General features: G+C 51.4%; 12 protein-coding genes. 7 read left to right on the top strand and 5 right to left on the bottom strand.

Features of this window, described 5'->3' with window-relative positions; all coding sequences use genetic code 11:
• Window positions 1-144 precede the first annotated feature (144 nt).
• The 3 genes from aceE (at window position 145) to lpdA (ending at window position 6,327) form a co-directional block, all read left to right on the top strand.
• Entirely contained in the window at window positions 145-2,808 is a 2,664-nt protein-coding gene (gene aceE, locus OH773_RS17865; protein ID WP_270140572.1) for a pyruvate dehydrogenase (acetyl-transferring), homodimeric type, read from the top strand.
• 15 nt (window positions 2,809-2,823) lie between these two features.
• Entirely contained in the window at window positions 2,824-4,701 is a 1,878-nt protein-coding gene (gene aceF / locus OH773_RS17860) for a pyruvate dehydrogenase complex dihydrolipoyllysine-residue acetyltransferase (RefSeq protein WP_270140570.1), read from the top strand.
• Window positions 4,702-4,902: 201 nt separating this feature from the next.
• Window positions 4,903-6,327: a dihydrolipoyl dehydrogenase gene (lpdA, locus tag OH773_RS17855; RefSeq protein WP_183272863.1), complete on the top strand. Its 1,425-nt coding sequence runs from the start codon at window positions 4,903-4,905 to the stop codon at window positions 6,325-6,327.
• 50 nt (window positions 6,328-6,377) lie between these two features.
• On the opposite strand, the gene OH773_RS17850 is transcribed toward lpdA, so the two are convergent.
• Together OH773_RS17850 and OH773_RS17845 are read right to left on the bottom strand one after the other, a co-directional pair.
• The gene (locus OH773_RS17850) at window positions 6,378-7,226 is read right to left on the bottom strand and encodes a DUF2950 domain-containing protein (RefSeq protein ID WP_270140567.1); all 849 of its coding nucleotides are present in this window, start codon (window positions 7,224-7,226) and stop codon (window positions 6,378-6,380) included.
• Between the two features lie 11 nt (window positions 7,227-7,237).
• The gene (locus OH773_RS17845) at window positions 7,238-8,851 is read right to left on the bottom strand and encodes a DUF3300 domain-containing protein (RefSeq protein ID WP_270140565.1); all 1,614 of its coding nucleotides are present in this window, start codon (window positions 8,849-8,851) and stop codon (window positions 7,238-7,240) included.
• Window positions 8,852-9,256: 405 nt separating this feature from the next.
• Here OH773_RS17845 and acnB point away from each other — a divergent pair, with 405 nt between their 5' ends.
• Window positions 9,257-11,854, top strand: a complete 2,598-nt coding sequence (gene acnB / locus OH773_RS17840; RefSeq protein ID WP_270140563.1) for a bifunctional aconitate hydratase 2/2-methylisocitrate dehydratase — start codon at window positions 9,257-9,259, stop codon at window positions 11,852-11,854.
• Between the two features lie 231 nt (window positions 11,855-12,085).
• Window positions 12,086-12,451, top strand: a complete 366-nt coding sequence (gene yacL / locus OH773_RS17835) for a protein YacL (protein ID WP_270140561.1) — start codon at window positions 12,086-12,088, stop codon at window positions 12,449-12,451.
• Between the two features lie 62 nt (window positions 12,452-12,513).
• Here the strand turns inward: yacL and OH773_RS17830 are convergent, their stop codons facing one another.
• Window positions 12,514-12,861: a YacC family pilotin-like protein gene (locus tag OH773_RS17830; protein WP_064539870.1), complete on the bottom strand. Its 348-nt coding sequence runs from the start codon at window positions 12,859-12,861 to the stop codon at window positions 12,514-12,516.
• Window positions 12,862-13,017: 156 nt separating this feature from the next.
• Between OH773_RS17830 and cueO the strand changes: the two genes are divergently transcribed.
• Window positions 13,018-14,601 carry a multicopper oxidase CueO gene (cueO, locus tag OH773_RS17825; RefSeq protein WP_270140556.1) on the top strand — a complete coding sequence of 528 codons (1,584 nt, stop codon included), beginning with the start codon at window positions 13,018-13,020 and terminating at the stop codon, window positions 14,599-14,601.
• Window positions 14,602-14,720: 119 nt separating this feature from the next.
• Here cueO and OH773_RS17820 read toward each other — a convergent pair whose 3' ends face one another.
• Window positions 14,721-17,135 (bottom strand): glucose/quinate/shikimate family membrane-bound PQQ-dependent dehydrogenase, encoded by a 2,415-nt coding sequence (locus OH773_RS17820; protein WP_442865618.1) that lies wholly within the window; start codon window positions 17,133-17,135, stop codon window positions 14,721-14,723.
• A gap of 160 nt (window positions 17,136-17,295) precedes the next feature.
• On the opposite strand from OH773_RS17820, the gene hpt reads away from it, so the two are divergent.
• Complete coding sequence (hpt, locus tag OH773_RS17815) at window positions 17,296-17,832, top strand: hypoxanthine phosphoribosyltransferase (protein WP_183272800.1); 537 nt, start codon at window positions 17,296-17,298, stop codon at window positions 17,830-17,832.
• Window positions 17,833-17,897: 65 nt separating this feature from the next.
• On the opposite strand, the gene can is transcribed toward hpt, so the two are convergent.
• On the bottom strand, window positions 17,898-18,578 hold the full coding sequence (gene can / locus OH773_RS17810; protein ID WP_034493430.1) for a carbonate dehydratase: 681 nt from the start codon (window positions 18,576-18,578) through the stop codon (window positions 17,898-17,900).
• Between the last annotated feature and the right edge of the window lie 15 nt (window positions 18,579-18,593).

The raw sequence follows: 18,593 nt of genomic DNA, 5'->3' as shown, positions 1-18,593 counted from the left end.
CGAAATTTCTGGTTCTTTTAAGCGCCACTATTTAGAGCGCGGCAACTAAACGCAGAACCTGTCTTATTGTGTTTTTTCAAGGAAAGCACAATTAGACAGGTTCCAGATAATCAACGTATTAGACACAGATAAGGAATACCACCCATGTCAGAACGTTTCCCAAATGACGTGGATCCGATCGAAACTCGCGACTGGCAACAGGCGATCGAATCGGTCATCCGTGAAGAAGGTGTTGAGCGCGCACAGTACCTGATTGATCAGTTACTGAGCGAAGCCCGTAAAGGTGGAGTAAAAGTTGCAGAAGGTTCTGCTGCCCGCCAGTACGTAAACTCCATCGCCGTTGAAGATGAACCGGAATACCCGGGGAATCTGGAGCTGGAACGCCGTATTCGTTCTGCTATCCGTTGGAATGCCATCATGACTGTCCTGCGTGCGTCTAAAAAAGACCTCGATCTGGGCGGCCATATGTCCTCTTTCCAGTCTTCTGCAACCGTGTATGACGTGTGTTTCAACCACTTCTTCCGCGCTCGCAATGCAAAAGATGGCGGCGATCTGGTGTACTTCCAGGGCCACATCTCCCCAGGCGTTTATGCACGTGCTTTCCTTGAAGGCCGCCTGACTGAAGAGCAGATGAACAATTTCCGTCAGGAAGTTCACGGTAATGGTCTGTCCTCTTACCCGCACCCTAAACTGATGCCAGAATTCTGGCAGTTCCCGACCGTATCTATGGGTCTGGGTCCAATCGGTGCAATCTATCAGGCTAAATTCCAGAAATACCTGGAGCACCGTGGTCTGAAAGACACTTCCGCACAGCGCGTTTACGCGTTCCTGGGCGATGGTGAGATGGATGAGCCAGAATCCAAAGGTGCGATCACTATCGCTACCCGTGAAAAACTGGACAACCTGTGCTTCATCATCAACTGTAACCTCCAGCGTCTGGATGGCCCAGTAACCGGTAACGGCAAAATCATTAACGAACTGGAAGGTATCTTCGCGGGTGCTGGCTGGAACGTGATTAAAGTGATTTGGGGCTCTCGTTGGGATGCTCTGCTGCGTAAAGATACCAGCGGCAAACTGTTGCAGTTGATGGGCGAAACCGTTGACGGTGACTACCAGACCTTCAAATCCAAAAATGGCGCTTACGTTCGTGAGCACTTCTTCGGTCGTTATCCAGAAACTGCTGCACTGGTTAAAGATATGTCCGATGACGAGATTTGGGCTCTGAACCGTGGCGGCCACGATCCGAAGAAAATCTACGCTGCACTGAAAAATGCACAAGAAACCAAAGGCAAAGCAACTGTCATCCTGGCCCATACCGTTAAAGGTTATGGCATGGGTGAAACTGCCGAAGGTAAAAACATCGCTCATCAGGTTAAGAAAATGAACATGGACGGCGTACGTTATGTGCGTGACCGTTTCAATGTGCCGGTGACCGATGCTGAAATCGAAAAACTGCCATACATTAAGTTCGAAGAAGGCAGCGAAGAGTACAAATACCTGCATGGCCAGCGTGAAAAACTGAACGGCTACCTGCCGTCTCGCCTGCCAAAATTCACCGAGAAATTGGATCTGCCTACCCTGGCTGACTTCAGCTCTCTGTTAGAAGAGCAGAATAAAGAGATCTCCACCACTATCGCTTTCGTTCGTGCACTGAACGTGATGCTGAAGAACCCGTCTATCAAAGACCGTCTGGTTCCAATCATTGCCGATGAAGCGCGTACTTTCGGTATGGAAGGTCTGTTCCGTCAGATCGGTATTTACAGCCCGAACGGCCAGCAGTACACCCCGCAGGACCGTGAGCAGGTTGCATACTATAAAGAAGACGAGAAAGGCCAGATCCTGCAAGAAGGTATCAACGAGCTGGGCGCAGGTTCATCCTGGCTGGCTGCTGCGACCTCTTACAGCACCAACGATCTGCCAATGATCCCGTTCTACATCTACTACTCCATGTTCGGTTTCCAACGTATTGGCGACCTGTGCTGGGCAGCGGGTGACCAACAGGCGCGTGGCTTCCTGGTCGGCGGGACTTCCGGTCGTACTACATTGAACGGTGAAGGTCTGCAGCACGAAGATGGTCACAGCCATATTCAGTCTCTGACTATCCCTAACTGTATCTCTTATGACCCATCTTACGCTTACGAAGTCGCTGTCATCATGCATGACGGTCTGGTGCGTATGTACGGTGAAGCGCAAGAGAACATTTACTACTACATCACCACGCTGAACGAAAACTACCACATGCCAGCCATGCCAGAAGGCGCGGAAGAAGGCATCCGTAAAGGTATCTACAAACTGGAAACAGTTGCAGGTAGCAAAGGTAAAGTTCAGCTGCTGGGCTCCGGTTCTATCCTGCGTCATGTCCGTGAAGCAGCGCAGATTCTGGCAAACGACTATGGTGTCGGTTCCGATGTGTACAGCGTGACTTCCTTCACTGAACTGGCGCGTGATGGCCAGGATTGTGAGCGTTGGAACATGCTGCACCCACTGGAAACTCCGCGCGTTCCTTACATCGCTCAGGTGATGAACGACGCTCCGGCAGTGGCATCTACTGACTATATGAAACTGTTCGCCGAGCAGGTTCGTACTTATGTACCGGCTGATGATTACCGTGTACTGGGTACCGACGGCTTCGGTCGCTCTGACAGCCGTGAAAACCTGCGTCACCACTTCGAAGTGGACGCATCTTACGTGGTTGTTGCAGCACTTGGCGAACTGGCTAAACGTGGCGAAATCGATAAGAAAGTGGTGGCTGACGCTATCACCAAATTCAACATCGATGCAGATAAAGTCAACCCGCGTCTGGCATAAGAGGTAAAGAATAAAATGGCTATCGAAATCAACGTACCGGACATTGGTGCAGACGAAGTTGAAGTCACCGAAATCATGGTGAAAGTGGGCGATAAGGTTGAAGTTGACCAGTCCATCATCTCCGTGGAAGGTGATAAGGCTTCAATGGAAGTTCCTTCTCCGCAAGCAGGTGTGGTCAAAGAGATCAAAGTTGCGGTAGGTGACAAAGTTGAAACCGGCAAACTGGTTATGATTTTCGAATCCGCCGAAGGTGCCGCGCAAGCGGCTCCTGTTCAGGCTGAAGAGAAGAAAGAAGCAGCGCCAGCGGCCGCTCCTGTGGCTGCCGCGGCCAAAGAAGTCAACGTACCAGACATCGGCGGTGACGAAGTTGAAGTGACTGAGATCATGGTTAAAGTGGGCGACACCGTTGCCGCTGAACAATCCCTGATCACCGTAGAAGGCGATAAAGCTTCTATGGAAGTCCCGGCTCCGTTCGCGGGTGTCGTTAAAGAAATCAAAATCAATACTGGTGACAAAGTGTCTACCGGTTCCTTGATTATGGTCTTCGAAGTGGCGGGTGCTGCACCGGCTGCCGCTCCAGCACAGGCTTCGGCTCCAGCTGCGCCAGCAGCCTCAGCTGCTAAAGAAGTCAACGTACCAGACATCGGTGGTGACGAAGTTGAAGTGACTGAAGTGATGGTTAAAGTGGGCGATAAAATTGCCGCTGAACAATCACTGATCACCGTAGAAGGCGACAAAGCTTCTATGGAAGTCCCGGCTCCGTTCGCGGGTGTAGTTAAAGAAATCAAAATCAAAGCGGGCGACAAAGTGTCTACCGGCTCTCTGATTATGGTCTTTGAAGTGGAAGGCGCTGCACAAGCTCCTGCTGCTAAGCAAGAAGCAGCAGCTCCGGCTCCTGCAGCTGCAGCACAAAAACCAGCGGCAGCGCAAGCGCAGGCTTCCGGCAAAACTGAGTTTGCTGAGAACGATGCTTACGTTCACGCAACGCCACTGATTCGCCGCCTGGCGCGTGAGTTCGGTGTGAACCTGGCGAAAGTGAAAGGGACTGGCCGTAAAGGTCGTATCCTGCGCGAAGACGTTCAGACTTACGTGAAAGACGCGGTTAAGCGTGCTGAATCTGCACCTGCTGCTGCAACCGGCGGCGGTCTTCCTGGTATGCTGCCATGGCCGAAAGTGGACTTCAGCAAGTTTGGTGAAATCGAAGAAGTTGAACTGGGCCGTATCCAGAAAATCTCTGGTGCTAACCTGAGCCGTAACTGGGTGATGATCCCGCACGTTACGCACTTCGACAAAACCGATATCACTGAGCTGGAAGCGTTCCGTAAACAACAGAACGTAGAAGCCGAGAAGAAGAAACTGGGCGTTAAAATCACGCCAGTTGTCTTCATCATGAAGGCTGTTGCTGCCGCTCTTGAGCAAATGCCACGCTTCAACAGCTCTCTGTCCGAAGATGGCCAGAAGCTGACGCTGAAAAAATACATCAACATCGGTGTTGCGGTTGATACGCCAAACGGTCTGGTTGTTCCGGTCTTCAAAGACGTGAACAAGAAAGGCATCGTTGAGCTGTCTCACGAACTGATGGCTATCTCGAAGAAAGCTCGCGATGGCAAGCTGACTGCTGGCGAAATGCAGGGCGGTTGCTTCACTATCTCAAGCTTGGGCGGTATCGGGACGACTCACTTCGCGCCAATCGTTAACGCGCCAGAAGTGGCAATCCTGGGTGTCTCCAAGTCTTCTATGGAGCCAGTCTGGAATGGTAAAGAGTTCACGCCGCGTCTGATGATGCCAATGTCTCTTTCCTTCGACCACCGTGTGATTGACGGTGCTGATGGTGCGCGCTTCATCACCATCATCAACAACATGCTGGCCGACATTCGCCGCCTGGTGATGTAAGTCAAAAAGCCGGCCAATCGGTCGGCTTTTTTCTGGTAATCTCATGATGCTGTTTGAGATTATCAGGTGCCAAACACAAATCGTTTGCCGTTTGTTGTTTCAAATTTGTTAACAATTTTGTAAACTGCGGGCGGATAGAACGTCCCGGTGGCAATGGGCGTTAAAGACCAGGGACCGCCGGAAATAAATTAAGAGGTCATGATGAGTACTGAAATCAAAACTCAGGTCGTCGTACTTGGGGCAGGCCCGGCAGGTTACTCTGCTGCATTCCGTTGCGCTGATTTAGGTCTGGAGACCGTCATTGTAGAGCGTTACAGCACCCTTGGTGGTGTTTGTCTGAACGTTGGCTGTATCCCTTCTAAAGCCCTGCTGCACGTTGCTAAAGTTATCGAAGAAGCGAAAGCTTTAGCTGAGCATGGCATTGTTTTCGGCGAGCCGAAAACTGACATCGACAAAATCCGTACCTGGAAAGAAAAGGTTATCAACCAGTTGACTGGTGGCCTGGCGGGTATGGCGAAAGGTCGTAAAGTTAAAGTGGTGAACGGCCTGGGTAAATTTACCGGCGCTAACACCTTAGTTGTTGAAGGCGAAAATGGTCCAACGACCATCACCTTTGATAACGCCATTATCGCGGCGGGTTCCCGTCCGATCGAACTGCCATTCATTCCGCATGAAGATCCACGCGTATGGGATTCTACCGACGCACTGGAACTGAAAACCGTACCGAAACGCCTGCTGGTTATGGGTGGCGGTATCATCGGTCTGGAAATGGGTACCGTCTACCATGCGCTGGGTTCAGATATTGACGTGGTTGAAATGTTTGACCAGGTTATCCCGGCTGCCGACAAAGACGTGGTGAAAGTCTTCACCAAACGTATCAGCAAGCAATTCAACCTGATGCTGGAAACCAAAGTGACCGCGGTAGAAGCCAAAGAAGATGGTATCTACGTCACGATGGAAGGCAAAAAAGCCCCAGCTGAACCACAGCGTTATGATGCGGTTCTGGTTGCCATCGGCCGCGTACCTAACGGTAAACTGCTGGATGCGGGCGCTGCTGGCGTTGAAGTTGATGACCGTGGTTTCATTCGTACCGATAAGCAAATGCGCACTAACGTGCCGCACATCTATGCTATCGGCGACATCGTTGGCCAGCCAATGCTTGCGCACAAAGGTGTTCACGAAGGTCACGTTGCAGCGGAAGTTATCGCTGGCATGAAGCACTACTTCGACCCGAAAGTGATTCCTTCTATTGCTTATACCGAACCAGAAGTTGCATGGGTGGGTCTGACCGAGAAAGAAGCGAAAGAAAAAGGCATCAGCTACGAAACCGCCACCTTCCCGTGGGCTGCTTCTGGCCGTGCTATTGCTTCCGATTGCGCAGACGGTATGACCAAACTGATTTTCGACAAAGAAACTCACCGTGTTATCGGTGGTGCGATTGTCGGGACTAACGGCGGTGAGCTGTTGGGCGAAATCGGTCTGGCTATCGAAATGGGTTGTGACGCAGAAGATATCGCGCTCACTATCCACGCGCACCCGACTCTGCACGAGTCAGTAGGTCTGGCTGCCGAGATCTTCGAAGGTAGCATCACCGACCTGCCAAACCCGAAAGCGAAAAAGAAGTAATCGCTTGATGGTAATAAAAAAAAGCGGCTTAGGCCGCTTTTTTTATTGGATTATTGCTGCTCTTCTTCCCAGCTTTTGTCTGGGTTGAAATGTTTTATCTCAATCACTTTTTCAGCCGTTTGCTCACCCAAATCCTTCTGATAAACCGTCCCTTGGTTATTTACCATAAAGGTGGTGACGCCCGTTTCTCCATACTCGACAGGCCAGGCAATTAACGCAAAGCCGTCTACCATTTTCCCGTCTGAAATATAGTTTTTCTCACCACCCGGTGCGTCTGGACCTTGCGCTGTAAGAATACGGAAGTGATAACCGTGATACCCCATGCCTGGTTGCGCTGGGCTGAAGCTTGGACCCAGTGGGCTGGGCGCTTCACCTGGAGTGAGTGGCCAGTACAAACCGTCTTTCTTACCTTCGGTACTGACAAACTTCTGCGCGTATTGCTGATCGAGTTCATAGTAATCTTGCTGCGCCGCCACATAGGCATCTATTGCCTGAATCGCAGAAAGCTCGTTTAGGCCAATGGTGCGCGTGAGAATTTCATCCGCAGCCTGCTGCATATCGAAGTGCCAGCCCGCATCCGTTTTCACTATCGGGATAGGTAATTGCCAGTTTTCTTGCCCAACATTCAGATGCGCAGTTTCCCCTTTCTGCTCGATTTTATGACTCACTTTCCAGTCACGAATAAAACGCGCGACCGCTTCAGGATCGGCTTTGTCATCAGGAAGATACTGCCGCCAGTTATCGCCAAGTACTTTGGTCAGTGCGGCTTCATCCTGGTTAATAACGGCTTTTGCAAATGTAGTGGCTGCCAGTTCAGGTGTGGTGAACAGTTGCTGTGCCTGCACAAAGGCAGGCAGCATAAGCATGACTAATGCACTTAACTTCATACGATTTTTCATGATGCCTCCTTTTAACGACGATTAAATTCACGACCCTGAGAGCCACGTTCCCTGCCACCACCACCGCGATGTTCACGGTTTGCCGATGAGCGATTAAGACTTTGTTGCCCACGCTGGTTTTGTGCCTGCCAGGAAGGGGAACGGCTGTCGTTACCGCTTAATGCTGATCTTGATTGTTGTGGAGCGCGTTGCTGACGCTGCGCCACATTGGTGCTGGCCCGATTCTGTTGTTCACGCGTCTGTGTTCTGGCCGCTTCCTGACGACGTTGGTTTTGCTGATTCGTTGAACGGTTGGCCTGCGTCTTCGCGGCGTTGCGGCGAGCATCCGTGTTAGGTGTGTCGTAACCGCGATAATTATTGCGCTGAGCAACTTTGTTCACTTGTTGGGCTGAAGCCTTGCGTTGAGCATCGCGGGAAGTGGCTTGTTGTGCTGAGCCCCCCGTTTTCCGTTGAGTTTGCTGCACCTGGGTCCTGGCTGCTTGTCGCTGAGCATCACGGTTGGCTGATGCGGCGTTTGGCGTTGTGCTAAGCCCAGCGGCAGCATTCGTCCGGTTATAGCGTTCAGAAACAGCATTGGACTGATAGCCAACCCCATCCCTGTAGGCTGGATTATGCTGGAAACGCATATTGTTGCTATTGGCCAGATGTTGCCCGGAAACGCGGTTGTAACGGTCAACGTCAATATTGATGTTGTTGTCTCCGTTACGGTTATATCCGCCGCCGCCATTGTAATTATCATGGTGGTGGTAATCGTCATCATCCCAGTCGATGCTGCCAAATAAAGCCGCGGTGGTCACTATGCCGAGGCCAAATCCCAGCCCATCGACAAAGTTGTCACCGAACTGATCTTCGGGAGGGGGAAGATAAACGGGTGGATAAGCCGTGTTTGGCCAGGTGCCGTACACCGTCGATGGATTGTAAGTCGGAACATAAACGACCTGCGGGTCAGTGGGTTCGATTTTTATGACCGTCGGAGCCGGGGCTGCGCTGGTGCCCGATGACTCTTTAACCGTTGTATTCTGGTTTACTGTTACCGGGGCGGTGGTCACCGTTTGCTGCGGTGTCGTTTTCAGTGCACCGGTTTGTTCCGCCAGCAAACGCAATTTCTGCACGGAATCCATTACATCTTTAGGTTGTGCGAGGAAGGCATCACCCAAATTCTGCACCCATTGCGGGTTTTCCCCCATTAACGCCGTTAATTGTGGGAAAGCGACCAGAGATTTAACACTCGGATCCCAGGGCTGAGTAGAGACAGCCTGAACGGCGGCATCACCCTCGAGCTTAGGGTTGTCATGAGACCATTGCACCGCCTGAACCACGTTCGCCGGGTAGGTCGCCGCCATGAGCACTTGCGATAACAGTGGGTCAGGGAATAACGCAACAGGCGCAACCCATTGGTCTATTTGGGCAGAAGTAAATGTAGGAGCATTTGTGAGTGGTGCAGTCGTTCCTGCTACGGGCGTCGCGGGTGCAGCAGCTGGAGCAGGCGCTGCAGGTTGTGCGACAGGTTCAGGTACAGACGATGCTGCCTCTGTTTGGCTTTTCACTAATAGCACGCCTGACGCCGCTAAAATGACAGCACTCCCAACGAGGGCAAGAATATGAGGCTTGAATGGCAACTTCATTTAACGTCTCCTGGTATTCAGAAGTAGGGAGCTGTGCCGTGTGAAGCGGCAATTCGTGGCGAGTATAGGGAGCTGATAGTTTAATTTTTGTCTTAAACAGGGATTCTTGCCGTGAAAATCAGACAAAACCGTGAAATATTATTTCTGCCTATACAAACCCTGTACAAAACCTGGCATCCAAATGCGGTTTTTTGTGCCCGGAGCCCATAATAAAAAGTAATATTTTGTCCTTAACGATTCAGCAAGTATTTAATGTTGCTTTTTTGTAAACGGATTAACACCCCCTGAAAATCCTGCTATGCTGCCCGTCGCGGAACCGGGCTTTTACCCTACAAACTGCTGTCTCACAGGAGCGTGAAGAAAATAGCCGGAACCGAAATGACAATGAGAGCGAGGAGAACCGTCGTGCTAGAAGAATACCGTAAGCACGTAGCCGAACGTGCTGCAGATGGGATTGTTCCAAAACCTTTAGAAGCATCCCAAATGGCCGCACTGGTCGAGCTGCTGAAAACCCCGCCAGCGGGTGAAGAAGAATTCCTTTTAGATCTTATTACCAATCGTGTTCCGCCAGGCGTTGATGAAGCCGCCTACGTTAAAGCCGGTTTCCTGGCTGCCATCTCCAAAGGTGAAGCCACTTCCCCGTTAATCTCCCCTGAGAAAGCTGTAGAACTGCTTGGCACCATGCAAGGTGGCTACAACATTCACCCGTTGATTGACGCGCTGGATAACGAAAAATTGGCACCGATTGCAGCCAAAGCGTTGTCCCACACGTTGCTGATGTTTGATAACTTCTACGACGTAGAAGAGAAAGCAAAAGCCGGTAATCCCCACGCGCAACAAGTGCTGAAAGCCTGGGCCGATGCCGAGTGGTTCCTGTCTCGCCCTAAACTGGCTGAGAAAATCACCGTTACCGTATTTAAAGTGACGGGTGAAACGAACACCGATGACCTGTCTCCTGCACCTGATGCCTGGTCACGCCCGGATATCCCTCTGCACGCGCTGGCAATGCTGAAAAACGCCCGTGAAGGTATTGTGCCGGATCAACCTGGTAGCGTTGGCCCGATCAAACAGATCGAAGCATTAAATAAGAAAGGTTTCCCACTGGCCTATGTGGGCGACGTTGTGGGTACCGGTTCTTCGCGTAAATCTGCGACCAACTCTGTGCTGTGGTTTATGGGCGACGATATCCCGAACGTGCCGAACAAGCGCGGCGGTGGTGTGGTGCTCGGCGGTAAAATCGCGCCAATCTTCTTTAACACCATGGAAGATGCCGGTGCATTGCCAATCGAAGTTGACGTAAACAATCTGAACATGGGCGATGTTATCGACATCTACCCATACAAAGGTGAAGTACGTAACCACGAAACTAACGAAGTCATCGCGAATTTCGAGCTGAAAACCGATGTGCTGCTGGACGAAGTGCGTGCTGGCGGTCGTATCCCGTTGATCATCGGTCGCGGCCTGACTACCAAAGCGCGCGAAGCGCTGGACTTGCCACGTAGCGAAGTGTTTGTGCAGGCGAAAGATGTTGCGCAAAGTACCCGTGGTTTCTCACTGGCACAGAAAATGGTTGGCCGTGCGTGTGGCGTTGAAGGTATTCGCCCGAATCAGTATTGCGAACCAAAAATGACTTCAGTCGGTTCTCAAGACACCACCGGTCCAATGACCCGTGATGAACTGAAAGACCTGGCGTGCCTGGGCTTCTCTGCTGATTTGGTGATGCAGTCCTTCTGCCACACCGCCGCTTATCCAAAGCCTGTGGATGTGAATACTCACCACACGTTGCCTGACTTCATCATGAACCGTGGCGGTGTGTCGCTGCGTCCGGGCGATGGCGTTATCCACTCGTGGCTGAACCGTATGCTGCTGCCTGATACCGTCGGTACGGGCGGTGACTCCCACACCCGTTTCCCTATCGGGATTTCCTTCCCGGCGGGTTCTGGTCTGGTGGCGTTTGCTGCGGCAACCGGCGTAATGCCTCTGGATATGCCAGAGTCTGTGCTGGTGCGCTTCAAAGGTAAAATGCAGCCGGGGATCACCCTGCGTGATTTGGTTCATGCCATCCCGCTGTATGCCATCAAGCAAGGTCTGTTGACCGTTGAGAAGAAAGGTAAGAAAAACATCTTCTCTGGTCGCATCCTGGAAATCGAAGGTCTGCCAACGCTTAAAGTTGAGCAGGCATTTGAACTGACCGATGCTTCCGCTGAGCGTTCAGCTGCTGGCTGTACCATCAAGCTTGATCGCGAACCGATCGAAGAGTATCTGAGCTCTAACATCGTGCTGCTGAAGTGGATGATCGCAGAAGGTTACGGCGATCGTCGTACGCTTGAGCGCCGCATCCAGGGCATGGAAAAATGGTTGGCCGATCCTCAGCTGATGGAAGCGGATGCCGATGCAGAATACGCAGAGATCATTGAAATCGATCTGAACGATATCAAAGAGCCTATTCTGTGTGCGCCAAACGATCCGGACGATGCACGTCTGCTGTCTGATGTTCAGGGCGAGAAAATTGATGAAGTGTTCATCGGTTCTTGCATGACCAACATCGGCCACTTCCGTGCGGCAGGTAAACTGCTCGATAGCCACAAAGGTCAGTTGCCGACTCGACTGTGGGTTGCTCCGCCAACGCGTATGGATGCCGCTCAGTTGACTGAGGAAGGCTACTACAGCGTGTTTGGTAAGAGCGGTGCACGTATCGAAATCCCAGGCTGTTCACTGTGTATGGGTAACCAGGCGCGTGTGGCAGATGGTTCGACCGTGGTTTCAACGTCAACGCGTAACTTCCCTAACCGTTTGGGTACTGGTGCTAACGTGTTCCTGGCTTCCGCAGAACTGGCCGCAGTGGCTTCACTGCTGGGCAAACTGCCAACGCCTGACGAATACCAGACCTTCATGGCGCAGGTTGATAAGACGGCGGTTGATACCTACCGTTATCTGAACTTCGACAAACTTTCTCAGTACACCGAGAAAGCTGACGGCGTGATTTTCCAGACCGCGGTGTAAATGATTTTCCCCTCACCCTAACCCTCTCCCAACGGGAGAGGGGATTGTCAGGTTTTCTCCCTCTCCCCGAGGGAGAGGGCCGGGGTGAGGGCATCAGACAACTCAATTCCCCCCATCAATTTTATTTCCCTATCCTGTACTTACATCCTGTTTTTCGCCGGTTTTGCTGCGATAATTACCTTATACGCTAAGGGGTACTGTATTTCCCCAGGCCGGGTAGAGGAAAACACCATGGAATATGAATTTTTGCGCGATGTCACCGGGTTGGTGAAAGTGCGTATGTCGATGGGTCACGAAGTGGTGGGTCATTGGTTTAATGAAGAAGTAAAAGATAATCTCGCCCTGCTCGATGAAGTTGAAGAGGCAGCAAACTCAGTAAAAGGTAGTGAACGCCAGTGGCAACGTACTGGGCACGAATACACGTTGTGGCTCGATGAAGAAGAGGTGATTATCCGTGCCAATCAGCTGGAAATAACCGGTGATGAAATGGAAGACGGGATGAATTACTACGACGAAGAGAGCCTGTCATTCTGCGGCGTTGAGGACTTTATGCAAGTGGTTAACGCCTACCGGGAATTTATTGCACAAAATCGTTAAACCCGTTTGTTGCAGTGTCCCAAAAGTTTATTGAGTGACTTTTGGGACGACATAGTTTTTGGCTATTTCACGTAGGCGAGCAGACTCAATGAGTCCCGGGCCAGGGATTTACATTTGTTCGCTGTTGGGATGGCAATTCCGCTGAGATCACGATAGCTGTCTTCACCCAATGCTTTCATGTTGAAAGTATCGTAATTGCTCAAATCCCACTGGTTTTGTTGTGCAAAAAACACCAGTGCGCGACGAATTTGTCCGTTAGGCAGATTTTGGTAGCCGCAATCATTTTTCAGGAACACAAAAACCGCAGTAAGATCGGCCATATCTTCTGCTTCAGACTCGCTAAGTGCCTGACTGCTGGTAGAAAAAGCCAGCAACAATCCCAGCATTAATGCCCTAACACCCATCTTCATCACATCTACCACTTTTTCTCAGATACGAAACGTTAGCACAGTTGAGCAAGACGCGACGAGAATTATTCACAGCGCTATTCTCTGGGTAAAACTTGACCTTCCCCTTGGGTAAAGGTTTATGCTCAACAGCACGCCTGCTAAAGAAAGGAATTGAATATGCATCGCCGTGATTTTCTAAAATATTCTGCTGCTATTGGTGCGTTTAGCGCTCTGCCGCTCTGGAGTAAAGCGGCACTGGCGGCCGACAGACCCGCATTGCCGATCCCCGGAATTCTTTCCCCTGATGCAAAGAATAGCATCCGTTTAACCGTACAAGGCGGCAAAAGCACATTCAACGGAAAAACGGCCACCACCTGGGGTTATAACGGCAATTTGCTTGGGCCTGCGTTACAGCTTAGTCAGGGTGAAGAAGTTACCGTTGAGATAAATAACACCCTCGCGGAAGAGACGACGCTTCACTGGCATGGTTTAGAAATCCCCGGCGATGTCGACGGCGGTCCACAAGGTGTCATTGCCGCAGGTGGCAAACGCACTGTGAAATTTACACCGCAGCAACGCGCGGCAACGTGCTGGTTCCACCCGCATCAGCATGGAAAAACGGGTCATCAGGTCGCGATGGGTCTTGCGGGACTGGTATTGATTGAGGATAACGAAAGCCGTGCGCTGCGCTTACCGAAGCAGTGGGGCATCGATGATGTGCCGCTGATTATCCAGGACAAGCGTTTCAGTGCCGATGGGCAAATTGATTATCAACTGGATCTTATGAGTGCGGCTGTTGGCTGGTTTGGCGATACGCTGTTGTGTAACGGAGCGGTGTACCCGCAACATGCTAATCCGCGTGGCTGGTTGCGTTTACGCTTGCTCAATGGCTGTAACGCTCGTTCATTAAATATTGCCGCCAGCGATAACCGACCGTTGTACGTGATTGCCAGCGATGGTGGACTGCTCGCGGAACCGGTCAAAGTCACCGAACTCCCGATGTTAATGGGGGAGCGCTTCGAAGTGCTGGTGGATACTCGTGACGGTAAAGCGTTTGATATCGTCACGCTGCCGGTTAAACAAATGGGGATGACGGTCGCGCCTTTTGACCAGCCAGTGCCTGTCGTGCGCATCCAACCGCTGATTATCGCCGCTTCTGCCGAACTCCCCGATAAACTGGCTACCGTCCCGGCGATACCCAATCATGAAGGGGTTACCGAACGCTGGTTGCAACTGATGATGGATCCGATGCTGGATATGATGGGAATGCAGGCGCTGATGGATAAATACGGCCCTCAGGCGATGGGCGGCATGAACATGTCCGGGCATGGGAATATGGGCGACATGGGGAATATGGACCATGGCAAGATGAATCACGGCGGCATGAATCATGGCAAACAAGGCGCAGGTTTCGACTTCCATAATGCCAATAAGATCAACGGAAAAGCGTTTGATATGAATACGCCCGCTTTCGCCGCTGAAAAGGGCAAATACGAAAAATGGACGATTTCCGGCGAAGGCGACATGATGCTACATCCCTTCCATATTCATGGAACGCAATTCCGCATCCTCAGTGAGAATGGTCAACCGGTAGCGGCCCATCGTCAGGGCTGGAAAGATACCGTGCGTGTGGAAGGCGGGCGAAGCGAAGTGTTAGTGCGTTTTGATCATGTCGCTTCAAAGGAGCATGCGTATATGGCGCACTGCCATCTGCTCGAACATGAAGATACCGGCATGATGCTCGGATTTACGGTGGCGTAAAATTGCCCTCACCCCGGCCCTCTCCCACGGGGAGAGGGGGAAAACCGTGCTCTGGCTGGGGAGGGAGAAAACTGAACAGTTCCCTCTCCCGTTGGGAGAGGGTTAGGGTGAGGGGAAAATTACTTAGCGTCGTCCGGCAAAGCATAAGCAACAATATAGTCGCCCATCTTGGTTCCGAAGGAGCCGTGGCCACCCGCAGAAATCACGACGTACTGCTTACCATTCACTTCATAGGTCATCGGCGTTGCCTGTCCACCGGCTGGCAGACGCGCTTCCCACAGTTTGTCACCGTTGCTCATGTTATAAGCGCGCAAATAGTTATCTGCGGTTGCGCCAATAAACAGCACGTTCCCTGCGGTCGAAATTGGGCCGCCCAGCATTGGCATCCCCATTTTAAACGGCAGTGGAAGCGGTGAGCTGTCATGCACGGTACCGATACGTTTTTTCCACACCACTTCATTGGTTTTCAAATCGACCGCAGAAATATAACCCCACGCCGGTTGCTTACACGGTAAGCCGAACGGAGAGAGGAACGGGTTCAGCGTCACGCCATATGGCACGCCGTACTGTGGCTGAATGCCAGATTCAGAACCGCTACCTTTAGCATCTTTCGGTGGCTCCATTGGGTTGCCTGGGCCGCGTGGCATCAGCTTAGAAACAAACGGCAGGGCCATAGGGTTGGCGATCGCCACCTGACGGTTCGGGTCAACTGAAATTCCACCCCACTCGAACATCCCCAGGTTGCCCGGGAACACCAGCGTGCCTTGCTCAGACGGCGGTGTGAAAATGCCTTCATAACGCAAGTTGTGGAAGATAATACGGCAGACCATCTGGTCGTAGAGCGTCGCCCCCCACATATCCGCACCGCTGAGATCTTTCTTCGGACGGAAGCTGAGATCGGAGAACGGTTGGGTTGGCGTAACGTAATCACCTTTCGCTGCACCCTGCGGAACCGGTTTTTCCGGAGCCGGAACGACCAGTTTGCCGTCACGACGGTCCAGCACAAAGATGTTGCCGGTTTTCGCTGGTGCGTAGATAACCGGGATCAGGTTGCCGTTCTTGTCGCTAATATCGGCAAGTGTGGGCTGCGATGGCATGTCCATATCCCACAGGTCGTGGTGAACCGTTTGATAAGACCATGCCAGTTTCCCGGTCGTTGCGTTCAAGGCGACAATGCTGCTCGCATAGCGCTCCTGTTCTGGTGTGCGATTACCACCCCAAATATCCGGCGTGGTCACCCCCATTGGCAGATAAACCAAATCAAGCTTTGCATCATAGGCGGCTGGTGCCCAGGAATTCGGCGAGTTAAGGGTGAAATGATGTTCGTCGCCTGGAATGGTATTCGGATCTTTTGCACCCGGGTCGAATGCCCACAGCAGTTTGCCGCTGTTCACATCAAAGCCACGGATAACACCAGACGGCTCGCGAGTAGAGAAGTTATCTGTCACTGCACCCGCAATCACAATCACTTTATCGGTGATAATGGGCGGTGATGTTGGCTCATACATGCCTGGTGTGGTCACCGGCATATTGGTTTGCAGATTCAGAATACCTTTGTTAGCAAAGCTTTCGCACAGCTGGCCGTTATCGGCATTGATTGCAAACAGACGCCCGTCATTCACCGGAAGGATGATACGACGAGGGCAGTCTGAAACGACATCCGGGCTTGCGTTATCCGCAGTCGCTTCGTGGTAAGAAACCCCACGGCAAGTCACGTGTTGGAACGAAGGGTTGGTATCCAGTCGCGGATCGAATTTCCACTTCTGCTTACCGGTTGCTGCATCCAGCGCAAACAGTTGCTGGTGAGCGGTACACAGGTAAAGCGTGTCGCGGATTTTAATCGGAGTGACTTCGTTGGTGATTTCACCCGGATCGGTTGGGCGCTTCACGTCACCCGTCTGGAAGGTCCACGCCTCTTCAAGCTTACCGACGTTTTTATCGTTGATCTGTTTTAAAGGAGAGTAGCGCTGTCCTTCCTGATTGCGACCATATGCAGGCCAGTCGGCATCAGGAATGGTGGAGCTTGCTGTCGTTGTCAGTTCATCGCTTTTCAGCGTGCCGTTAATTTCTTGCGGATCGTTAAAGACCGCCCAGGCCAGCCCAATCACGGTAATCACCAGCACTGCCCCAAGCGCGGGAGCGGCACCTGTAGCCGGTTGAATCAGATGACGATAAACAAACGGGAGCAGTAACCAAACGCCGAAGAAGAAAAGTACGTCTAAACGCGGTGTGAGTGCCCAGAAATCGAAACCGACTTCCCAGACTGACCACACTGCGGTGCAAAGCAGTAATGCGGCATACAGCCACAGCGCCAATGCTTTACGTTGCCAAAGTAAACCTGCGGTGACCAGCATCACCACGCCTGCAATGGGGTAGTACCAGGAACCTCCAATTGCCACTAACCATATCCCGCCAATAAGTAAATACAGCCCGGTCAGTACTGCAAACAGGGCTGTTAAGGTTGCGATGACTCGCGAACCAGAGTTATTTGTTTTCACAATTATCACGCTCTTAAAAATTTGATAGCAATTCATTATAGTTATTAACAAGTGTGATATTCATCACATAAATGGCTTTTTTACTGATAGCGGATGAGAATGTGTTTTGCTGTTATACTGCTGGCCTGAATATTTTGTATTGGTTTAAAATTAACCGATATCGAATGATTTATTTTTAAATCATATGGTTATAACTATGAAACATACTGTTGAAGTGATGATCCCCGAAGCGGAGATCAAAGCCCGTATCGCTGAGTTGGGTCGTGAGATCACTGAACATTATCGTGATAGCGGTAGTGATATGGTGCTGGTTGGTCTGCTGCGTGGCTCATTTATGTTCATGGCGGACCTGTGCCGTGAAGTCCACGTGCCACACGAAGTCGATTTTATGACGGCATCGAGTTATGGCAGCGGCATGTCCACCACCCGCGATGTGAAAATCCTGAAAGATCTCGATGAAGATATTCGCGGTAAAGACGTGCTGATCGTCGAAGATATTATCGATTCCGGTAATACGCTGAGCAAAGTGCGCGAAATTCTGAGCCTGCGTGAGCCAAAGTCACTGGCAATTTGTACGCTGCTGGATAAACCGGAGCGTCGTGAAGTGGACGTGAACGTTGAGTGGGTGGGTTTCGCCATTCCTGACGAATTTGTGGTGGGTTACGGCATTGATTACGCTCAGCGTTATCGCCATCTGCCTTACGTCGGTAAAGTGGTTCTGCTGGACGAGTAACGTGTCGAAAAGCGCGAAGTTTTGATGTTAAAAAAGGGCCTTTAAGGCCCTTTTTGCTATCTGTGTTACTGAGAAGGTGTTCTATTCTTGTGGCTGATGTGAGAATTCTGAAGATTTGAAATCCCGCTACGGTAGCCCTGTTCCAGCGATTCGCGGCTGGTGGCCGTCACTTCCAAATCGCGCAGGCGACCATCGTGAATACCGTAAGCCCAACCGTGTACGGTGACTTTTTGCCCGCGTTTCCACGCTGACTGCATGATGGTGGAATGGCCAAGGTTATAAACCTGCTCCATCACGTTCAGTTCGCAAAGCGTATCAAGACGCTGCTCCGGTGGGAGTTCTCCCAGCAGGGAGCTATGCTTGAACCAGATATCGCGGATGTGCAACAGCCAGTTGTTAATCAGCCCTAAATCTGGGTTCTCAACTGCCGCTTGTACACCACCACATCCGTAGTGGCCGCAGATGATAATGTGTTCAACTTCAAGAACATCTACTGCGTACTGAACAACAGAAAGGCAATTCAAATCCGTATGAATGACCAGGTTTGCCACATTACGGTGAACAAACAACTCGCCAGGCTCAAGGCCCGTCAGACGCTCGGCAGGTACGCGGCTATCGGAACAGCCGATCCATAAGAAGCGAGGTTTTTGGGCTTGAGACAAACGTTCAAAAAAACCCGGATCTTCGTCCTCCATCAGTTTTGACCAGACCTGGTTATTGCTGATGAGGGTATCAATGTCTTTCATGGAAGTTAACAACCT

This window comes from Buttiauxella sp. WJP83, from assembly GCF_027594725.1.
GTDB lineage: Bacteria > Pseudomonadota > Gammaproteobacteria > Enterobacterales > Enterobacteriaceae > Buttiauxella > Buttiauxella selenatireducens.
The sequence above is the reverse complement of the archived record's forward strand: the minus strand, read 5'-3'. Positions and strand labels throughout refer to the sequence as shown.

Bases quoted from the DNA above. Each gene is read 5' to 3' on its own strand.
- lpdA (WP_183272863.1), top strand. From the start codon at position 4,903: ATGAGTACTGAAATCAAAACTCAGGTCGTCGTACTTGGGGCAGGCCCG.
- cueO (WP_270140556.1), top strand. From the start codon at position 13,018: ATGCATCGCCGTGATTTTCTAAAATATTCTGCTGCTATTGGTGCGTTT.
- aceE (WP_270140572.1), top strand. From the start codon at position 145: ATGTCAGAACGTTTCCCAAATGACGTGGATCCGATCGAAACTCGCGAC.
- OH773_RS17830 (WP_064539870.1), bottom strand. From the start codon at position 12,861: ATGAAGATGGGTGTTAGGGCATTAATGCTGGGATTGTTGCTGGCTTTT.
- yacL (WP_270140561.1), top strand. From the start codon at position 12,086: ATGGAATATGAATTTTTGCGCGATGTCACCGGGTTGGTGAAAGTGCGT.
- OH773_RS17845 (WP_270140565.1), bottom strand. From the start codon at position 8,851: ATGAAGTTGCCATTCAAGCCTCATATTCTTGCCCTCGTTGGGAGTGCT.
- OH773_RS17850 (WP_270140567.1), bottom strand. From the start codon at position 7,226: ATGAAAAATCGTATGAAGTTAAGTGCATTAGTCATGCTTATGCTGCCT.
- hpt (WP_183272800.1), top strand. From the start codon at position 17,296: ATGAAACATACTGTTGAAGTGATGATCCCCGAAGCGGAGATCAAAGCC.
- can (WP_034493430.1), bottom strand. From the start codon at position 18,578: ATGAAAGACATTGATACCCTCATCAGCAATAACCAGGTCTGGTCAAAA.
- aceF (WP_270140570.1), top strand. From the start codon at position 2,824: ATGGCTATCGAAATCAACGTACCGGACATTGGTGCAGACGAAGTTGAA.
- OH773_RS17820 (WP_442865618.1), bottom strand. From the start codon at position 17,135: ATGAATTGCTATCAAATTTTTAAGAGCGTGATAATTGTGAAAACAAAT.